The sequence below is a fragment of the Desulfitobacterium sp. genome (assembly GCF_034927245.1).
Lineage (GTDB): Bacteria > Bacillota > Desulfitobacteriia > Desulfitobacteriales > Desulfitobacteriaceae > Desulfitobacterium_A.
Window position 1 is genome coordinate 1 of record NZ_JAYFQK010000040.1, and the last position, 16,948, is coordinate 16,948.

Consider the following 16,948-nt stretch of genomic DNA (forward strand, 5'->3'; position numbering starts at 1 on the left):
ACCTGCTTATTTTTTACGGAATTAAGTGTTGGAGCGTGGGGCAACATAACCTTTCATGGCATGTTTCTTGGGGGAAAATATATTTTTGCGTTCTCCTCAGCTCTTGTCCCACTTGACTTCTAGAACATCGCAATTACCTCTCCTAAAATATCACTAAAATTTCCTTTATAATAGTGCCAGTGTTCCCCTCCTTAGTTATTATGATGCGTGTCGGGTACCATCCTGAGATTTGGAAAGAATGGGAGTGATTCTAGGAGTAATTCATGATATAATAACACAATATGCAAAATAAAGGGTTAAAGGGACGATTTTAAAGAAATGATTAGCACAAGTGGATTAACATTAAGATTTGGAAAACGCGCTTTATTCGAGGATGTCAATGTAAAGTTTATCCCGGGAAACTGTTACGGTTTAATTGGAGCCAACGGTGCCGGAAAGTCTACATTCTTAAAGATTCTCGCCGGGGAAATTGACCCCTCGAAGGGGGAGGTTATTATCACTCCGGGTGAACGCCTTGCGGTTCTAAAACAAGACCATTTCGAGTTTGAAAAATGTAAAGTTATAGATACTGTTATAATGGGACATTCGCGTCTCTATCAAATCAGGGAGGAAAAGGATGCCCTTTATGCTAAACCTGATTTTTCCGAGGAAGACGGGATAAAAGCGGCGGAGCTTGAAGGTGATTTCGCAGATTTAAATGGTTGGCAAGCCGAGGCGGAGGCAGCAGAACTCTTAATGGGACTGGGAATACCTAAAGAACTTCACGAGAAGTTAATGGAGGAAATTGATCCTAGCCTCAAAGTTCGCGTTCTTCTCGCTCAGGCTCTTTTTGGTAATCCTAACATTTTACTGCTTGATGAACCTACCAATCACTTGGATTTACAATCGATTAAATGGTTGGAGAATTTCCTTCTGGAATTTGAAAGTACAGTTATCGTTGTGTCCCATGATCGTCACTTTTTAAATAAAGTCTGTACTCATATAGCCGATCTTGATTTTGGCAAAATCCAAATGTATGTGGGTAATTATGATTTTTGGTATGAATCCAGCCAACTTGCTTTAAAAATGATGAAGGATGCTAATAAGAAAAAAGAAGATAAAATTGCTGAATTGCAGAAGTTTATTCAGAGGTTTAGCTCCAATGCCTCAAAAGCGAAACAAGCGACCTCCCGAAAAAAACTGATTGAGAAATTAACGCTCGAGGATATAAAACCGTCTTCACGTAAATATCCATATGTCGGTTTCACCCCTGAACGTGAAGCAGGAAATCATCTTTTAACTGTAGAGAATTTAACAGCGACGGTTTCCGGTGAGAAAGTTTTCGAGAACCTATCTTTTAATATAAATAAAGGGGACAAAATTGCTTTGGTAGGGCCTAATAGTTTAGCGAAAACAACCTTATTTCGGATTCTGATGGGAGAATTGGAGCCGGATGAAGGCACATTTGCCTGGGGAGTAACGACGTCCCAAGCCTATCTGCCCAGTGATAATTCGGAGTATTTCGAGACAGATGATAATCTTGTGGATTGGCTTAGACAGTATTCTAAGGATCAAGACGAATCTTTTGTTCGCGGCTTTCTCGGCCGGATGCTCTTTTCAGGTGATGAAACTCAAAAACCGGCTAACGTATTATCCGGCGGCGAAAAAGTACGCTGTATGCTTTCTCACATGATGCTTAGCGGTGCCAATGTTCTTCTTCTTGATGAGCCGACCAATCACCTCGATCTTGAGTCCATCACCGCTTTGAATAATGGCCTAATTAATTTTAACGGTACGATGCTGTTCACTTCTCAAGACCATCAGTTTGTTGAAACTATCGCCAATCGGATCATGGAAATTACACCGAAAGGCCTAGTGGATCGTCAAATGTCCTATGATGATTATTTAGAAAATGAAAGTCTGCAAGAGCAAGTGAAAACAATGTACCAGTAAAAGATCGAATATTTATCCGAACGAGAAGAATTATATTATGATGCAGGTTACCCAAAAGTGATCTGCATTTTTTAATATAAAATTGTAAACGGGGGGAATTATCATCGTTTATTATATTAAAATATATTCGGATTACACCTGACCCTTTTGTTATATTGGCAACGGGATTGTCAAAGAATTAAAAAAAGAGTGCGACATTCGTGATGAATGGATAAGTTACGAGCTCCATCCTGAAATTCCTAAACCCGGCATCTCTCGCGTTCAATTATTTCCCGGAATAAAGGAGCAGGAGATGCAGGACAAGCAAGCGCAATTGAATAGGATGGGCGCTCCATATGGTCTTTGTTTTAAAGAAATGTCTTGGATTGCTAACACAAATTTAGCATTGCAAGCGAGTGAATATGCACGTGATTATGGGAAATTTCACGAATACCATGAACAACTTCTTTATGCGAATTATACATTAGGTAAAAAAATAGGGGAGCTCAATGTTCTTCTCGATATTGCGCAGGATATTGGGTTAGATTCAGAGGGGCTTAAAACGGCTCTTCAAGAGAACCGCTATCAAGTTCGCCTAATTGAGGCTGGACAAAAGGCTGAAAAAGATCAGATTATGGTTACCCCTACCTTTATAATCAATGATCGCTACAGGATCGTAGGAGCTCAATCGCTTAACAAATTTCGAAAAACTTTCCGGGAAATTAGTTTAGGACACGCGAGTAACCCATTTACACTCCTTTAAAGGGCCCTAATCACGGTTAGCAGGGGCAGCGAAGTTTTTGGAGCGGCTTAACCATGCGGTTAAACCGAGTAGTACCATGCTGATTCCTCCAATGCAAACACCAAGCCATCCCCGGGTAGTCCATAGATATACTCCCATAGTTGAGCCGAGTGCTCCACCCGCGAAATATGTAACCATATATACCGTATTTAAGCGGTTTTTAGCATTGGGGAGAAGGGAATAGATTTGAGTCTGATTGGCGATCTGAGCACTTTGAATCCCTAAGTCCAAAAGAATAACTCCCAGGATTAAACTCCAAAGGTGTTGTCCCAGCAGTCCTAAAATTACAAAGGAAAGGAGCGCGAGTCCTGCCCCGGTACCGGCAACAGATCGAGGACTTTTATTGTCGGAGATCCGACCTGCGAGGGGAGCAATAGAAGCCCCAAAAATTCCGACGAGCCCGAATAAACCGGCAATTTCACTTCCATAAAAGTAGGGAGGTTGTTTAAGGTAAAAGACTAAAGTTGTCCAGAACAAGCTGAAAGCACCAAAAAGCGTTCCCCCCATAAAGGACGTTTTTCTTAAAATAGGTTGTTCGATTATCAACGTTCCCAATGAACGCATCAATTGGGGGTAAGTGAACTGAGGATTTTGAGGTTCGCAAATAGGAAGAAAAGTCCTTAGCAGAAGCATTAAAATAAACATTATACCAGCCGCAATGAGATACATCATTCTCCAACCCAAAAAGTGTCCGATGATTCCACTCACTAAACGAGCCAGCAGAATTCCAAAGAACAGACCGCTCATGACAAGTCCGACCACGTGTCCCTGCTTCTCAGGTTTCGCTAATTGAGCAGCAAACGGAACAATCAACTGCGGAACAACCGTAGTCAGCCCCAGTGCAAAACAGGCAATTTCCAGGAATATTAGATTTGGAGCAAAGGACACTGACAATAAAGCAAGAATCACTGCCGCAAGCAAATGGGTGATCAATTTTCGGCGTTCTCGCAAATCACCGAGAGGAATAAAGAAAAACATGCCGATCGCATAGCCGGCCTGGGTAAGCATAGAGACATTTCCGATCCTGCTGGGTGATGCTTGAAAGGTTTGGGCCATATCGACAAGCAAAGGCTGATTATAGTATAGGTTGGCTACAGAAGCTCCCGCTCCGATGGCCATGATCAAGATCAAGCTTTTTGACAGTTCGAAAGAAGTATGATTTTCCTTATCCAAGGAATCCTGATAAAGAGGTTGATTCATTATTTTAGCTCCTATTTAATTAGTACTTTATATTTTAACTTTGTGTCCTTGAAAGTACAATATTACTTTACTCCAACTAAAATATAAACGTTTTATTAAATTATTTTTATTGTTATTTACATAGGTATTTAATAAACATATGATAGGATTAAATACCTTGCGAAAGAGAGGGGTGAGGATGATGGGACTGGGATTCGCATCAACCCTATTTATTGTAGGAATTATTTTTCTGTTCTTAGAAATCTTTATACCGGGTGGAATTTTAGGCGCTTTAGGGATAGTGATGTTGGCGATTGGAATTTTTCTTACTGCGGATTCTGTTTTGTATGCTGTTTTATATATTGCGGGGATGTTGCTTGTCATAGGTGTTTTAGTGATTATCAGTTTTCGCTTCCCGAGAACGCGCAAGTTTTGGCGGCGATTTTCCTTAAGTACCCGTCAAACCAAGGAAGAAGGTTATGTTGCTCCTGAACCCAATTATGAGCATTTCCTAGGAAAGAAAGGAGTGGCGTTAAGTCAGCTTCGTCCGGCCGGTGTAGCGGATATCGAAGGCGAACGCCTTGATGTTGTTACTGAAGGAAGTTTTATCGCGCAAGGCACATGGATTAAGGTCGTTGACGTTGAAGGAACGCGTATTGTTGTACGAGAGGGATAAGTAATTATTAAATAAAGCGGAGGTGAAGCCCGACAAACGGGCGCAGCATATGACAGGTACTATTATGTCACTGATTTTATTAGCTATAGTTCTCATAATTATTGGGATAATATTTACATTTATTCCAATCGGACTCTGGATTTCCGCTTTAGCGGCAGGCGTAAATGTGGGGATTATTACCCTGGTGGGAATGAGGCTGAGAAGAGTTATTCCTTCGCGTATAGTCAATCCGTTGATTAAAGCTCATAAAGCGGGGATCAACATCACGACGGCAAAGCTGGAAGCACATTATTTAGCAGGCGGAAATGTGGATAAAGTCGTAAATGCTTTAATCGCCGCCGAACGGGCTGCTATACCTTTACAGTTTGAAAGAGCCGCAGCGATCGACCTTGCAGGCCGGGATGTTTTACAAGCGGTTCAAATGTCGGTAAATCCTAAAGTGATTGAAACACCGATCGTTTCGGCTGTGGCCCAAAACGGGATTGAACTTAGAGTGAAAGCCCGAGTTACTGTACGTGCCAATATCGATCGTCTTGTCGGGGGTGCCGGCGAGGAGACGGTTATTGCGCGTGTCGGTGAAGGAATTGTTACAAGCATTGGTTCGTCTGACTCCCATAAAGCTGTTCTTGAAAATCCTGATATGGTTTCTCGTACGGTACTGGGAAAAGGTCTAGACTCCGGAACGGCCTTTGAAATACTCTCTATTGATATTGCTGATGTCGATGTGGGTAAAAACATTGGTGCCCAGCTGCAGACCGATCAAGCTGAAGCAGATAAACGAATTGCTCAAGCTAAAGCGGAAGAACGTCGTGCTATGGCCGTTGCCCGTGAACAAGAAATGAAGGCCACTGTTCAAGAAATGAGGGCAAAAGTCGTTGAGGCGGAAGCCGAAGTTCCTCTTGCCTTGGCTACGGCTCTAAAAGAAGGGAAAATGGGGGTTATGGACTATTATAATATGAAGAATATCATGGCTGATACATCGATGAGAGATACGATCGCGCGCACAGGTAAGACCGAGCCCGGTGATCCCAGCCCGAAAAAATAATAGGGGGGACACACCTATGGAAATTACTACACCTTGGTTGGCTATTGCCATAGCTATTATTTTAACCCTCTCTGCGGCAAGTGAGAAAGCAAAAGGCAAGCCGGGTTCGACTGGTTCAAAATCACGTTATCCATCATCTCCCTGGGCAAAGGGTTTTGAACCCCAGGGTTCAGAACTTTTCAAATGGCTTGCGAAGAAAATACCGGGAATTGAACCCTTTTTGACGAATAACGAAAATAATCATACGTATCCCTATGCTACTGATAAAACAATGTCTTACGAAGATACAGACGGAGTTGAAGCTACAGACGGAGTTGAAGGTACGGCTGGCATTGAAGGTACGGCTGGGGTTGAAGGTACAGCCGGTATTGAAGGAACTTCAGGAGATGAGAAAGCAATTGGTGTCGAAGAGATTGGAGGAACAATAGAATCACCGCTAAGCGCCGCAAAAAAACATTCCTCTGAAAGCAAATTAACAGCCGATATTCCGAATAATGAAGATTTGATTCGGGCCATAGTTTGGGCGGAAATACTTGATAAACCGAAGGCTTTAAAAGGCAGAAGATAAAGCGGAAAGATAAATTAAGGAAAGAAGATATTTTCCGTTCGTAAAAAGGAAGGAGCAAGAATACGCCTCAGAAGAGGATCTCTTGCTCTTTCTACTCTAACAACTATCCGGTTTTCTTTAATCTTAGCTAAACGAGTTCATTTTCCGAGTTCCCGGATTTAAGTTTAAATCCATTATTTGTCTTAAGAATTCGCTCGGATTTCAGCAGGTTGCCGATTGCCCGTTTGAATTCAGACTTACTCATCTTAAACATCTTCTCAATTGCTGCCGGATCAGCCTTTTCACTTAAAGGGAGGATTCCTTCGTTCTCCTGCATCGCTTTAAGCAGCAGCTGAGCATCAATACTCAGTTGCTGATATGCAAGTCTGCGTGTGGAGAGGTCTAGCTTTCCGTCTTCACGAACCCTGATAACTCTCCCCTGAATCCGATCTCCGATATGCAGTTCTTTATAATTCTCCGTGCTCGGAATGAGTCCTCTATATCGGTTATCGACTGCTACGAAGGCTCCTAGTTCAGGATGAATCTGATAAATTGTTCCTACGATCTCGTCATTTTTATGATAGGGAGCATGTGAGCTTAAATAATCGGAGATATCCGTCGTACAGCAGAGTCTGCCACTTTTATCAATGTAGACATAGATTAGATAGCTTTTCCCAACTTCAACAGGAAATTTTTGTTCGCTGAACGGTAAAAATAACCCCCGTTCCAGCCCAAAATCTAAAAAAGCTCCAAACTTAGTTTTGGCGGTCATCGTTAAATAAGCGAGCTCTCCAACCTGAGCAAGTGGAGTTCTTGTCGTAGCGATCAAACGGTTTTCTGAATCCCGGTAGATGAAAACATCAAGAAAGTCGCCGACCTTTGCTTCCACCGGACGCTGCTTTTCCGGCAATAATACATTATCTTTACGATCCCCGGTGCCCGCATCAAGATAAGCCCCGATGGAAACGAAATTTGAGATCTGTAGTCGATTAAACTTGCCAATCTGTATGATACGAATTCCCTCCCCGCTGTTACCGCAAAATTAGACTCTATTAAATAACCTTAATTATAGCACAAGGTTGATACTTCGGCTATTTTCACTTTTATTATGTACGCTTCACTCTTCTTTTAGAGTTTATACTTTGTTTAGATTCTGTTTAGAGAAAGTCAATCCCTTTGTTTTAGAATAGAGTTAAGGAAGCTTCCGAAAGTAAATAAAGGAGTTGAAGGGTAAAAAATGAAAATGAAAAAGAAAACCACAATGATCTTGAGTTTTGCTCTTGGCGGTATGATTTTTGCTACGACGGCTTTAGCTGATATTGCAAGCAAGGACGGATATGATCAATTCAAGGATACAATTAAATATACTGCCGAGCAGTGCAGTGAGACACTTGACACTTATACAGTAGATTCCTCGTTTGTTCTTAAGGATAACGGTAAAATACTTTCTTCCGAAAATCAGATTGCGAAGATTGATATCCGTCGCAATGCTCAGGAGAATACATCAACCCGGGAGGATATTGTAAATGGGAAATCGATGTATCTGACTTATTCGGATCCTACGATAATGATCAGGCAAAACTCTTCGGATCCCATTTTCTATGTGACTGAATATACAAAACCACGTAAAAATGATACAGTCAAAAATCCTTTTAAAGAAGATCGGGTAGAAGATGCTGAAAAAGTAATTGATGCTTTCGTGGGGAGCTTGAGAGATCAAGTCATTGTTAAAGAAAATACGGATGGAACGAAAAACTTCACAGGGACTATAAGTGAGGTCCAGATTCCAACCGTTGTTAATGCCATTGCCTCGTATGCATTGAAACAAGAAACTGCAAATAATTCGAGTCAAGTAATGATGCCTTTGGCTAAGGATATTTATATCAAAGAAGTTCATGGTATAGCCAATGTTAATACCGACGGACTTCTGGAAGATATCTTAGGTACGGCAACTATCGTGGGCTTGGATAAAGAAGGCAATAGTCATGAGATAACGCTTGAAGCCCTCATCAAGTTCTCAGATATTAACTCTACTGTCGTGACGAAACCGGATCTCACGGGTCAAAAAGTGAAAAAGCAAGTCATAACTGCAGATTCAGATGGTTTTCAATCGATTTCTAATCCTGAGAAGTTTATCGGTAGATTCAATAATGATATTATCATTGAGGATAAGGGTAAATACGTGAAAATTGGGGAACGAATTATTGAGATCACAGAAATTGACTCGAACCATGTTGCAGGGAAATATTACGAGAAATATAAGCCTGGTTTTGAAGACAAAGCTGTTCAAAAAGAAGAGTTTGATTTCGATGCTCCGTTTAACAACAAAGAAAATGGCGATCCCCATGGCGCAGAGGCAGAGATTACAAATAACGCAGGCGGCAAAACACAAATTCATCTTCATTTAGATGAGCAGCTGGGCAAGATTCATTTCAGTTTTGACAGAGGTTCCGGAAATTACTTTGATTCGTCGTTCAGCCCAGTTTTAGAATAATTATTGTTTCGCTCTAAGGTAGGGCAGTTTGCCCTACCTTTATCCTTGTTGGTTAGAACGTAATCGTCTCTATATTTAGGGTAGATTGGGGGTTACTTAATGAATAAAGAAAAAGTCATAGAAATTCAGAATCTAACAAAACGATACCCCAATGGTCGGGGAATCGAGGATATCAATCTTGACATCTATAAGGGCGATATTTTTGGCTTTCTCGGTCCTAATGGGGCGGGAAAAACGACCGCAATGAAAATCATGACCGGTCTTGTACGCCCCGATCAAGGAGATGTGAAGATTTTTGGAGCAAGTATCACCGAAGATTATGAGAAAGCCATGGCCTCTGTAGGTTGCATTATTGAGATAGCAGAGTCTTATCCCTATCTTACAGCCTATGAAAATCTCAGACAGGCCGCCCGCTACTCGCCACAGGTTGATCGCAAAAGGATTGAGGAAGTTTTAGAACTTACAGGGATACATAAATTCATAAATGAGAAGCCTCAGAAATTCTCCCTGGGTATGAAACAACGGTTAGGACTGGCCGGTGCAATTTTAAATCACCCTAAAATTGTTATCCTTGACGAACCTCTCAATGGACTCGATGTCGAAGGTATGATTGATATCCGCAATCTTATTAAGAGCATGGCTGAAAATGAGGGAACGACCTTTTTTATTTCCAGCCATCTCATCCATGATGTCGAGCTTACGTGTGACCGGATTGGGGTTATCTATAACGGAAGGATGCTTAATGTCGAGAGTACAGAGAATATCTTAAAGGATTACGCAACTCTGGAAAATTATTTTGTGAGTGAGGTCGAAAGAAATGGCCGTGTTCCGAATTACGCTGATTAATGAACTTGAAAAGCTTTATAGAAAGAAAAAAGTCTTTGTGGCTGTTATCCTATCCCTGGCTGTAGTTGTCATCGGCCAACTGGGTGTGCTAGGGGTTAGAACAGGCTTTGGCATTCGCGGTACAGGCAATGCGGAATTCTCTATCCTTGTCCTATCCGTTGTCGTCAATTCAATTCTGCCGCTTTTTATTGCCTTAGTCACAATCGACAGCTTCTCCGGTGAGTTTTCCCACAATACCATGAAAATTACCTTAACCCGGCCGGTGAGCCGCTTTAAAATTTTTTTGGCCAAGATTACGGCGATAACTTTATTCATCCTGACGATTCTTTTCTTACTCCTTATACTTTCTTTAATCACGGGTTTTATATTTAATGTTAACTCAGCCAGTGCTAAAGATATTTTTAAAATTATTTTGGCTTATGGGGTTAGTGTTCTGCCGCAATTCATCCTGGCTTTGGGAATTGTTCTCTTTGCCAATCTTTTTAAAAGTGGGGTTTCCGTCTTTTTTATCTCGGTGCTTGCCTATTTAGGATTCCAAGTTCTGGGTCTCTTTTTTACACAGTATGCGAATCTGCTGATAACGACTCAATTGAGTTGGTATACGCTTTGGCTTAGCGAAACCTTCCCTGTTCTGAAGATTCTCCGTCTTTTCTTACTGATGGTGGGATATGGTATAATGTTATTCACTGCGGGATTTTATTTCTTTGATAAGAAGGAATTTTAGGGTGAAATTATGAACCTAAAACGTCGTTTAATTACAGCCAATGCCGCCACAGTAATTATCCCCTTGATTGTTACTGTGGTGTTTGTAATGGCTTATTTGTTTGTTTCTCAACAGTTCTCCAATCGTCTCCCTTCCCTTGAGCAGTATCAAAAGAATTCCCAGATCAAAATTGAAATGCTTAATATTGAGCAAAGCATTTTAAAACAAACTCCTGAGACACTAGAGTCATCGGAATTTCAAAAGAATCTTCTAAAACGTTTAGACGCGTTCGACGGAGAAGTGATCATACTCAAGGATGAGCAGATTCTATTTACATCTCATAATATGAGTAAAATTGATATTGCCAAAAGCTTAGAGGCTGGAAATTCAAAGTGGGAAAAGTCCAATGTTAAAATTGGAGATGTCTTTTATCATGTCCAAGCCGTTCAGGTTCCTATGACCGGCGGTTCGACAGGAGATGTTTTGCTGCTTGCGCCCATAGATAACGCTTCAACTATTGATCTAACGTATTTACTTTCGTTGATCGCTTTCGTTTTTGTCTTGTCCTTTCTGCTTACTAATTTACTGGTATCATATCAAATATCTCGCAGAATCATGTCTCCCATTAATCATTTGCGAAAAGCGGCAAATGAGATCAGTATGGGTAATCTTAATGTTCCCATTGCCGAAGAAGGCGATTTGGAAATTCGGGAGCTCTGCCGTGATCTCGAATTGATGCGGGTGAAACTCAAAGATTCTATTCATACCCAGATTAAATATGAGGATAATCGAAAAACGCTGATTTCAAGCATATCCCACGATTTAAAGACCCCGGTTACTTCTATCAAAGGTTATGTCGAAGGAATTATGGATGGCGTAGCCAATACCCCCGAAAAACAAGAGCGCTATTTAAAAACGATTTATACGAAGGCTCAACTCATTGATAGAATGATTGATGATCTGCTGCTTAATGCAAAACTTGATCTTAACCAGCTCCCTTTTGATTTTGAACGAACAGATATTAAGGAATACCTTTTAGATTTTGTTCGCGAGAATGAGCCTGAATGTGCTAAAAACGGCATTCGGATCACAATGCATTCAGAGCTTCATCAGACCTATCCTATTCAATTAGACCGTGTCCGCTTTCGGAGAGTGCTGACGAACATATTGGATAATGCCAGAAAATATATGAAAACAGGCCGGCCCGAGCAAGAAGGGCTTATTCAGATTTTGCTTCGTGAAACCCATTCCAGTATAATTATTGAGCTTCAGGATAACGGGTCAGGGATTCAGAAAAAGGATGTACCCTATATTTTTGATCGTTTTTACCGCTCGGATTCTTCACGCAGTGAAATTAAGGGGAGCGGCTTAGGACTTGCTATCGCCAAACAAATCGTTGAAGGACATGGTGGAAGAATATGGGCTTTGAGTCATCCTCAGGAAGGGACCAGCATTTTAATTTCCCTCAGTAAATGATTAAAAGAGGTGGTTAGGCGTGAAAAGGATTTTGATCATAGAAGATGATCTTTGTATTGCCGAGCTTCAGAAAGATTATCTTGAAGTGGCAGGCTTTGAGGTGGTTATTTGCACCGACGGTAAGGAAGGATTGAACATATTAAAAGAAGAACACGCCTTTTGCCTTTTAATTTTAGACATTATGCTTCCCGGGCTTGATGGGTTAGAGATCCTTCGCCAAATTAAAGAGGATAAGGATATTCCGGTTCTTCTTGTTTCAGCCAAGAAGGAGGAAATAGATAAGATAAAAGGGTTAAGTAATGGTGCCGACGATTATATCACTAAACCGTTTAGCCCCGGAGAACTTGTTGCCCGGGTCAATGCCCATCTGGATAACTATGATCGGTTAAAAGAACGCTTCAGCAAAGGAGTAAACAAGCAAAATATATTATCGATCCGCGGTCTGAAAATCGAGAAAGAAGCGCGACGTGTTTTCGTTCAAGAAGAAGAAGTAAGTCTGGCTCAGAAGGAATTCGATATATTGCTTTATCTAGCTCAAAACCCCAATCACGTATTCAGCCGTGATAATCTCTTTGAACGAATATGGGGCCTAGAATCTTTTGGCGAATCTTCTACAGTTACGGTACACATTGCCCGAATCCGTGAGAAAATAGAAAGTGATCCTTCGAATCCGCAATATATCGAGACCGTATGGGGTGCGGGATATCGCTTTAGAGTATAAATGTGTTATAATAAATTTTAACCCATTTGCTTGGAACGATTCAAAGGAGTCTTTTTATGTTGCGTCTGGCAATGACAGATCGAGAAATGCGAAACATAGCAAGCTATCCGATGGCCTATCAACTTGGCGTTGCTTATTATCAAGCAGGCAAGGTAGGCCCTCTTGAATATAATCCGGCGGACAGAAGAGTGAGGGCTTTTGTTTCGGGGACTTCCCGTTATCTCACTCAGCTTCAGCTTACTCCGGAGGGCAGCCTTAGCAGTTATCAATGCAGCTGTCCTGCTTATAGTACCTATCCCGGTGCCTGCAAACACATAATTGCTGTCTTAAAAAGTACCCAAGAAAATCTGCCCCTGATTTTTGAGAAGAAGGCGAATAGCTCCTCAGCGCGGGAATTCCTAGAGTTTTTTGAAAATCATACTCCGGAGTCTTTTAAAGAAGTGCTTAATCTTGAGGTTGAACTTGAGCTTTACCTCGTTCCGGGGCATCGCATAGCCGCACAGTTCTCTTTAAAAATTGGACTGCAGCGGCTTTACGTGGTTAAAGACATCGGACTATTTTTGAGTTCCCTTCGGAGTAAAAAGACATTGGAATTCGGCAAGCAATTTACGCTGGAACCTCATCGTCAAACCTTTACTGCCGAAGATCATCCGCTAATCGAGTTTTTACTGGAAATGTATGACCAAAATTTAGCCTGGACTGATATGTTAAATATGTATTCCGGCGCTCCTTTTAGTGGGAAAAAATACATTCCTTTAAAAGGTGTTTATTTTAGAAAGTTTCTGGATGCACTAGGGGATAAATCCTTTAACATGTTCCTGGAATCCGCCCCGCTTACAAAAACACAAATTATTCGGCAGGAACTTCCCCTAGAACTTTCTTTAAATTCAGAGGCGGAAAATCTTGCTTTGACGTTGAAAGCGAATGAACTACCCCTTCAATTGCTTCCGGATGCCAGTTACTTCCTATTCCAACAAAAGATATATCAAGTAACACCCGCACAGCAGGAAATTCTTCCGGCTATGATTAAGGCACTCCGTAAAGAATATTCTTCAACTCTGATTCTTCCTTCTAACCGCAAAGAATTTTTCATCTCTGAGGCCCTACCTTCGTTGGAAAAAGTGGGAAAGGTTAAAATTGCGCCTCAACTCGCAGAGAAGTTTAGTCGTGAGACGCTCGTAACTCAGGTCTATTTTGAACGCGGAGCAAATGATGGATTAGCTGCCCGCGTTGAGTTCCGTTATGGGGAAAACTCTATCAATCCTTTTGCACCCACCGGAGAGAGTCATACGCTCAACAATTCTCAAGAGGTGATTCTCATCCGTGCTGTTGAAGAGGAACGCAAGGTATTAGTCTTGCTCGAACTTGCGGAATTCAGCGTTAATCAAGGGAAAATTCATCTCGAGGATGAGGAAAAAATCTTCACATTTATTACTGATTATCTTCCCCAACTTCAGGGTATCGCCGAGATTTATTATGCCGATGATTTTAAAATGACAATTCGTAATTCCGTTTCCCTTTCAGGCGGAGTTCGTTTAGATGAGAAAATGGATCTGCTTGAGATATCCTTCCATTACAATAATATTGATGAAGGCGAATTAGCCGACATCTTTCAAGCGTTACACCTCAAGAAAAAATACTATCGTCTTAAGGATGGTTCTTTTATTAATTTGCATCAGCCGGAATTAGAAACCGTTGCCCGCCTTGCTGAATATTTGGATCTTACGGCAGAAGATTTAGAGCAGAATGTTCTTCAACTTCCGAAATATAGAGCTCTCTATATTGATAATTATCTACGCCAGGCTAATCTGCCGGGAATTCAACGTAACAAGGCTTTTAAACAACTGGTTCAGAATATTCTTGAACCCGGTGATGGAGAGTATGAAATTCCGCAACACCTTAAAAGCGTGCTTAGAGAGTATCAAAAAACAGGGTTTCAATGGCTAAAAACCCTAGCTTCGTATGGCCTTGGTGGAATCTTAGCTGATGATATGGGACTGGGAAAAACTCTGCAAGTTTTGACTTTTATCCTTTCTGAAAAATCAGCCGCTGCACACCCCGCGCTTGTGGTTGCCCCAACTTCTTTAATTTATAACTGGCAGGAAGAAGCCCGAAAGTTTGCGCCTGAATTGAACGTCCTGGTTGTTGACGGTCCTCCCCATACAAGACAGGAGCTGCTTGCAGACCTGAAGGATTGGGATATGGTCGTAACCTCATATCCGCTCCTAAGACGGGATTCGGATATATATGCTCAAATTGAGTTTTCATATTGTTTTTTAGATGAAGCGCAGCATATTAAGAACCCGCAAACGATTAATGCAAAATCTGTTCAACAGCTCCAGGCTAAAGGGTATTTTGCTTTGACCGGGACTCCAATTGAAAATTCTCTTACCGAGCTTTGGTCTATTTTTCAATTCATCATGCCGGGATATCTTTTGAAACATCAAGATTTTCGCAAAAAATATGAGATTCCGATCATCAAAGGGGATGATCCCGAACCCCTTATCGAGCTCAGCCGGCATGTCACTCCCTTTATCCTTCGCCGTCTGAAAAAGGATGTTCTCTTAGAGCTTCCGGAAAAGATTGAAACTCGGATGAATGCTCAGATGACGGAAGAACAAACAAAGATTTACCTTGCCTTTCTTCAAGAAGCCAAGAAGAATATTGCGAAAGAAATTGCTTCTGTCGGTTTTGAAAGAAGTCATATTAAGATTCTTGCTGCGCTTACCCGGCTCCGGCAGATCTGCTGCCATCCCGCGATGTTCGTTGAGGATTACCACGGGGGAAGCGGCAAAATGCAATTGTTCGAAGAAGTTATTGAAAATGCGCTGGACAGCGGACATCGCATTTTGGTCTTTTCTCAATTTACGACCATGCTGGATATCATTCAGGAATATTTAACCTCAAAGAAAATTGAACATTTTTATTTGAATGGTTCGACCAAAGCAGCGGATCGGATGCGGATGGTTCAGTTATTTAATAACGGGGCAGGTCAGATCTTCCTTATTTCCTTAAAGGCAGGCGGTACCGGTCTCAACCTGACAGGTGCGGATATGGTGATTCATTATGATCCCTGGTGGAATCCGGCTGTCGAGGATCAGGCAACAGACCGGGCTCATCGAATCGGCCAAAAGAATGTTGTACAGGTCATTAAACTTGTCACCCAAGGAACAATTGAAGAGAAGGTTTTGGTCATGCAGGAGAAGAAAAAAGAACTTATTCAGTCCATTATACAGCCGGGAGAAACATTGCTTTCAAAGTTTACGGAGAAAGAGCTAATAGAACTTTTTGCTATAGAAAATATTGATGTTGAGGGGTAAGGATGAAAAAGAGAGATTTTATTCTGTTTTTAACGGCTAGCGCTCTTCTCGGAATCAGCCAAAGTATTGATAATTCTTTCATTAATAATTTCTTTAGCGATACCTTTCATTTGAGCGTTAGTCAAAGGACTTTACTTGAAATCCCCCGCGAGTTTCCGGGGTTTGCTGTTGTTTTTGTTTCCACGATTCTTCTGTTTTTAGGTGATATTCGGCTGGCAGTTTTAGCAAATGTCTTAGCCGCTTGTGGTATGTTTGGTTTAGGGTTCTTTTCTTCAGGTATGAATACGATGGTGATTTGGCTTCTTCTCTACAGCCTAGGGATGCATCTTTACCTCCCCTTATCAAATAGTATTGCTATGAGTCTTGCGGATGCAGGAAATATGGGCAAAAGACTCGGGCAAATTAACGCTGCCAACACGGCGGCCTTTCTGCTGGCTAATCTCTGCTTTGCTTTGATTTTTAAAGTTGTCAAAGTGAATTATCGCGTTGTCTTTTTTATTGCGGCTATTGCCTTTTTAGCAGCTTCCCTGCTGATGCTGAAGATGACTCATCGTTCCTCCCGGCGGCAGCATAAGGGCTTTAAACTCCTTGTACGCAAAGAATATACTCTTTTTTATGTACTGAATATCTTATATGGTGCCCGCAAGCAGATTTTTATTACTTTTGCCCCGTGGGTACTCATCAGAGTCTTTAACCAAGGTGTGAGCACATTTGCCTTGCTTGGTTTTATTATTGCCGGTATAGGAATCTTCTTTAAGCCGTTTGTCGGCTATCTTATTGATAAGCGTGGCGAACGGTTCGTGCTTGCGGGAGAAGCGTTCTTCCTCATTTTTATTTGTTTGGGTTATGCTTTTTCCAAGCGCTTTTTCGAAAGCGTTGGGCATGGTGAACTCGCGATCTACATGATCTGTGCCTGCTATATAATCGATCAAATGCTTATGGCAGCCGGTATGGCAAGAGCAACCTACATCAATAAAATTGCTCTAAAACCTGAAGATGTATCACCGACGCTGTCCATGGGTACAACCGTGGATCATGTACTTTCGATGATCGTTCCGTGGATAGGCGGTATTGTCTGGATGCGTTTTGGCTATGAATATGTATTCCTCGGAGGAGCTCTGATTGCCATGATTAATCTCTTGGCAACGAATAGAGTCCGCATTGAAAAATGTACGGCGGTAACCCAAGAAATTGTTTAGTAAACGGGATTTTCTAAACAAAAATGCCA

14 protein-coding genes are annotated in these 16,948 nt (G+C 41.6%); 12 read left to right on the top strand and 2 right to left on the bottom strand.

Going from position 1 to position 16,948, the window contains the following annotated elements:
* Window positions 1-318 precede the first annotated feature (318 nt).
* A complete protein-coding gene (locus VB077_RS10570) occupies window positions 319-1,932 on the top strand; it encodes an ABC-F family ATP-binding cassette domain-containing protein (RefSeq protein ID WP_323415203.1) in 1,614 nt (537 codons plus the stop codon).
* A 154-nt stretch (window positions 1,933-2,086) separates the two neighbouring features.
* Window positions 2,087-2,674, top strand: coding sequence for a DsbA family oxidoreductase (locus VB077_RS10575; protein ID WP_323415261.1), 588 nt, complete (start codon window positions 2,087-2,089; stop codon window positions 2,672-2,674).
* A gap of 6 nt (window positions 2,675-2,680) precedes the next feature.
* Here VB077_RS10575 and VB077_RS10580 read toward each other — a convergent pair whose 3' ends face one another.
* Window positions 2,681-3,913 carry an MFS transporter gene (locus VB077_RS10580; protein ID WP_323415204.1) on the bottom strand — a complete coding sequence of 411 codons (1,233 nt, stop codon included), beginning with the start codon at window positions 3,911-3,913 and terminating at the stop codon, window positions 2,681-2,683.
* 181 nt (window positions 3,914-4,094) lie between these two features.
* Between VB077_RS10580 and VB077_RS10585 the strand changes: the two genes are divergently transcribed.
* From VB077_RS10585 to VB077_RS10595, 3 genes are read left to right on the top strand one after another with little or no spacing between them, the layout of a single operon-like run.
* On the top strand, window positions 4,095-4,568 hold the full coding sequence (locus VB077_RS10585) for an NfeD family protein (RefSeq protein ID WP_323415262.1): 474 nt from the start codon (window positions 4,095-4,097) through the stop codon (window positions 4,566-4,568).
* Window positions 4,569-4,617: 49 nt separating this feature from the next.
* A complete protein-coding gene (gene floA / locus VB077_RS10590) occupies window positions 4,618-5,613 on the top strand; it encodes a flotillin-like protein FloA (protein WP_323415205.1) in 996 nt (331 codons plus the stop codon).
* Between the two features lie 16 nt (window positions 5,614-5,629).
* The gene (locus VB077_RS10595; protein WP_323415206.1) at window positions 5,630-6,181 is read left to right on the top strand and encodes a hypothetical protein; all 552 of its coding nucleotides are present in this window, start codon (window positions 5,630-5,632) and stop codon (window positions 6,179-6,181) included.
* Window positions 6,182-6,308: 127 nt separating this feature from the next.
* Here VB077_RS10595 and VB077_RS10600 read toward each other — a convergent pair whose 3' ends face one another.
* Window positions 6,309-7,172, bottom strand: a complete 864-nt coding sequence (locus VB077_RS10600) for a S1 RNA-binding domain-containing protein (protein ID WP_323415263.1) — start codon at window positions 7,170-7,172, stop codon at window positions 6,309-6,311.
* Window positions 7,173-7,397: 225 nt separating this feature from the next.
* Here VB077_RS10600 and VB077_RS10605 point away from each other — a divergent pair, with 225 nt between their 5' ends.
* The 7 genes from VB077_RS10605 to VB077_RS10635 all read left to right on the top strand — a co-directional run bounded on the left by VB077_RS10605 (window position 7,398) and on the right by VB077_RS10635 (window position 16,919).
* The gene (locus tag VB077_RS10605) at window positions 7,398-8,654 is read left to right on the top strand and encodes a hypothetical protein (RefSeq protein WP_323415207.1); all 1,257 of its coding nucleotides are present in this window, start codon (window positions 7,398-7,400) and stop codon (window positions 8,652-8,654) included.
* Window positions 8,655-8,753: 99 nt separating this feature from the next.
* Window positions 8,754-9,500: an ABC transporter ATP-binding protein gene (locus VB077_RS10610; protein ID WP_323415208.1), complete on the top strand. Its 747-nt coding sequence runs from the start codon at window positions 8,754-8,756 to the stop codon at window positions 9,498-9,500.
* Window positions 9,472-10,224, top strand: coding sequence for an ABC transporter permease (locus VB077_RS10615; protein WP_323415209.1), 753 nt, complete (start codon window positions 9,472-9,474; stop codon window positions 10,222-10,224). The genes VB077_RS10610 and VB077_RS10615 overlap by 29 nt, the downstream gene beginning before the upstream one ends.
* A gap of 9 nt (window positions 10,225-10,233) precedes the next feature.
* A complete protein-coding gene (locus tag VB077_RS10620; RefSeq protein ID WP_323415210.1) occupies window positions 10,234-11,679 on the top strand; it encodes a HAMP domain-containing sensor histidine kinase in 1,446 nt (481 codons plus the stop codon).
* A gap of 19 nt (window positions 11,680-11,698) precedes the next feature.
* A complete protein-coding gene (locus VB077_RS10625) occupies window positions 11,699-12,400 on the top strand; it encodes a response regulator transcription factor (RefSeq protein ID WP_323415211.1) in 702 nt (233 codons plus the stop codon).
* A gap of 56 nt (window positions 12,401-12,456) precedes the next feature.
* Window positions 12,457-15,720, top strand: coding sequence for a DEAD/DEAH box helicase (locus tag VB077_RS10630; RefSeq protein WP_323415212.1), 3,264 nt, complete (start codon window positions 12,457-12,459; stop codon window positions 15,718-15,720).
* Between the two features lie 2 nt (window positions 15,721-15,722).
* Window positions 15,723-16,919, top strand: a complete 1,197-nt coding sequence (locus tag VB077_RS10635; protein ID WP_323415213.1) for an MFS transporter — start codon at window positions 15,723-15,725, stop codon at window positions 16,917-16,919.
* The last annotated feature ends 29 nt before the right edge of the window (window positions 16,920-16,948 follow it).

What these genes read in the sequence shown, in the direction of transcription:
- VB077_RS10610 (WP_323415208.1), top strand. Translation starts at nt 8,754, where the DNA reads ATGAATAAAGAAAAAGTCATAGAAATTCAGAATCTAACAAAACGATAC.
- VB077_RS10630 (WP_323415212.1), top strand. Translation starts at nt 12,457, where the DNA reads ATGTTGCGTCTGGCAATGACAGATCGAGAAATGCGAAACATAGCAAGC.
- VB077_RS10570 (WP_323415203.1), top strand. Translation starts at nt 319, where the DNA reads ATGATTAGCACAAGTGGATTAACATTAAGATTTGGAAAACGCGCTTTA.
- VB077_RS10595 (WP_323415206.1), top strand. Translation starts at nt 5,630, where the DNA reads ATGGAAATTACTACACCTTGGTTGGCTATTGCCATAGCTATTATTTTA.
- VB077_RS10585 (WP_323415262.1), top strand. Translation starts at nt 4,095, where the DNA reads ATGGGACTGGGATTCGCATCAACCCTATTTATTGTAGGAATTATTTTT.
- VB077_RS10615 (WP_323415209.1), top strand. Translation starts at nt 9,472, where the DNA reads ATGGCCGTGTTCCGAATTACGCTGATTAATGAACTTGAAAAGCTTTAT.
- floA (WP_323415205.1), top strand. Translation starts at nt 4,618, where the DNA reads ATGACAGGTACTATTATGTCACTGATTTTATTAGCTATAGTTCTCATA.
- VB077_RS10620 (WP_323415210.1), top strand. Translation starts at nt 10,234, where the DNA reads ATGAACCTAAAACGTCGTTTAATTACAGCCAATGCCGCCACAGTAATT.
- VB077_RS10580 (WP_323415204.1), bottom strand. Translation starts at nt 3,913, where the DNA reads ATGAATCAACCTCTTTATCAGGATTCCTTGGATAAGGAAAATCATACT.
- VB077_RS10635 (WP_323415213.1), top strand. Translation starts at nt 15,723, where the DNA reads ATGAAAAAGAGAGATTTTATTCTGTTTTTAACGGCTAGCGCTCTTCTC.
- VB077_RS10605 (WP_323415207.1), top strand. Translation starts at nt 7,398, where the DNA reads ATGAAAATGAAAAAGAAAACCACAATGATCTTGAGTTTTGCTCTTGGC.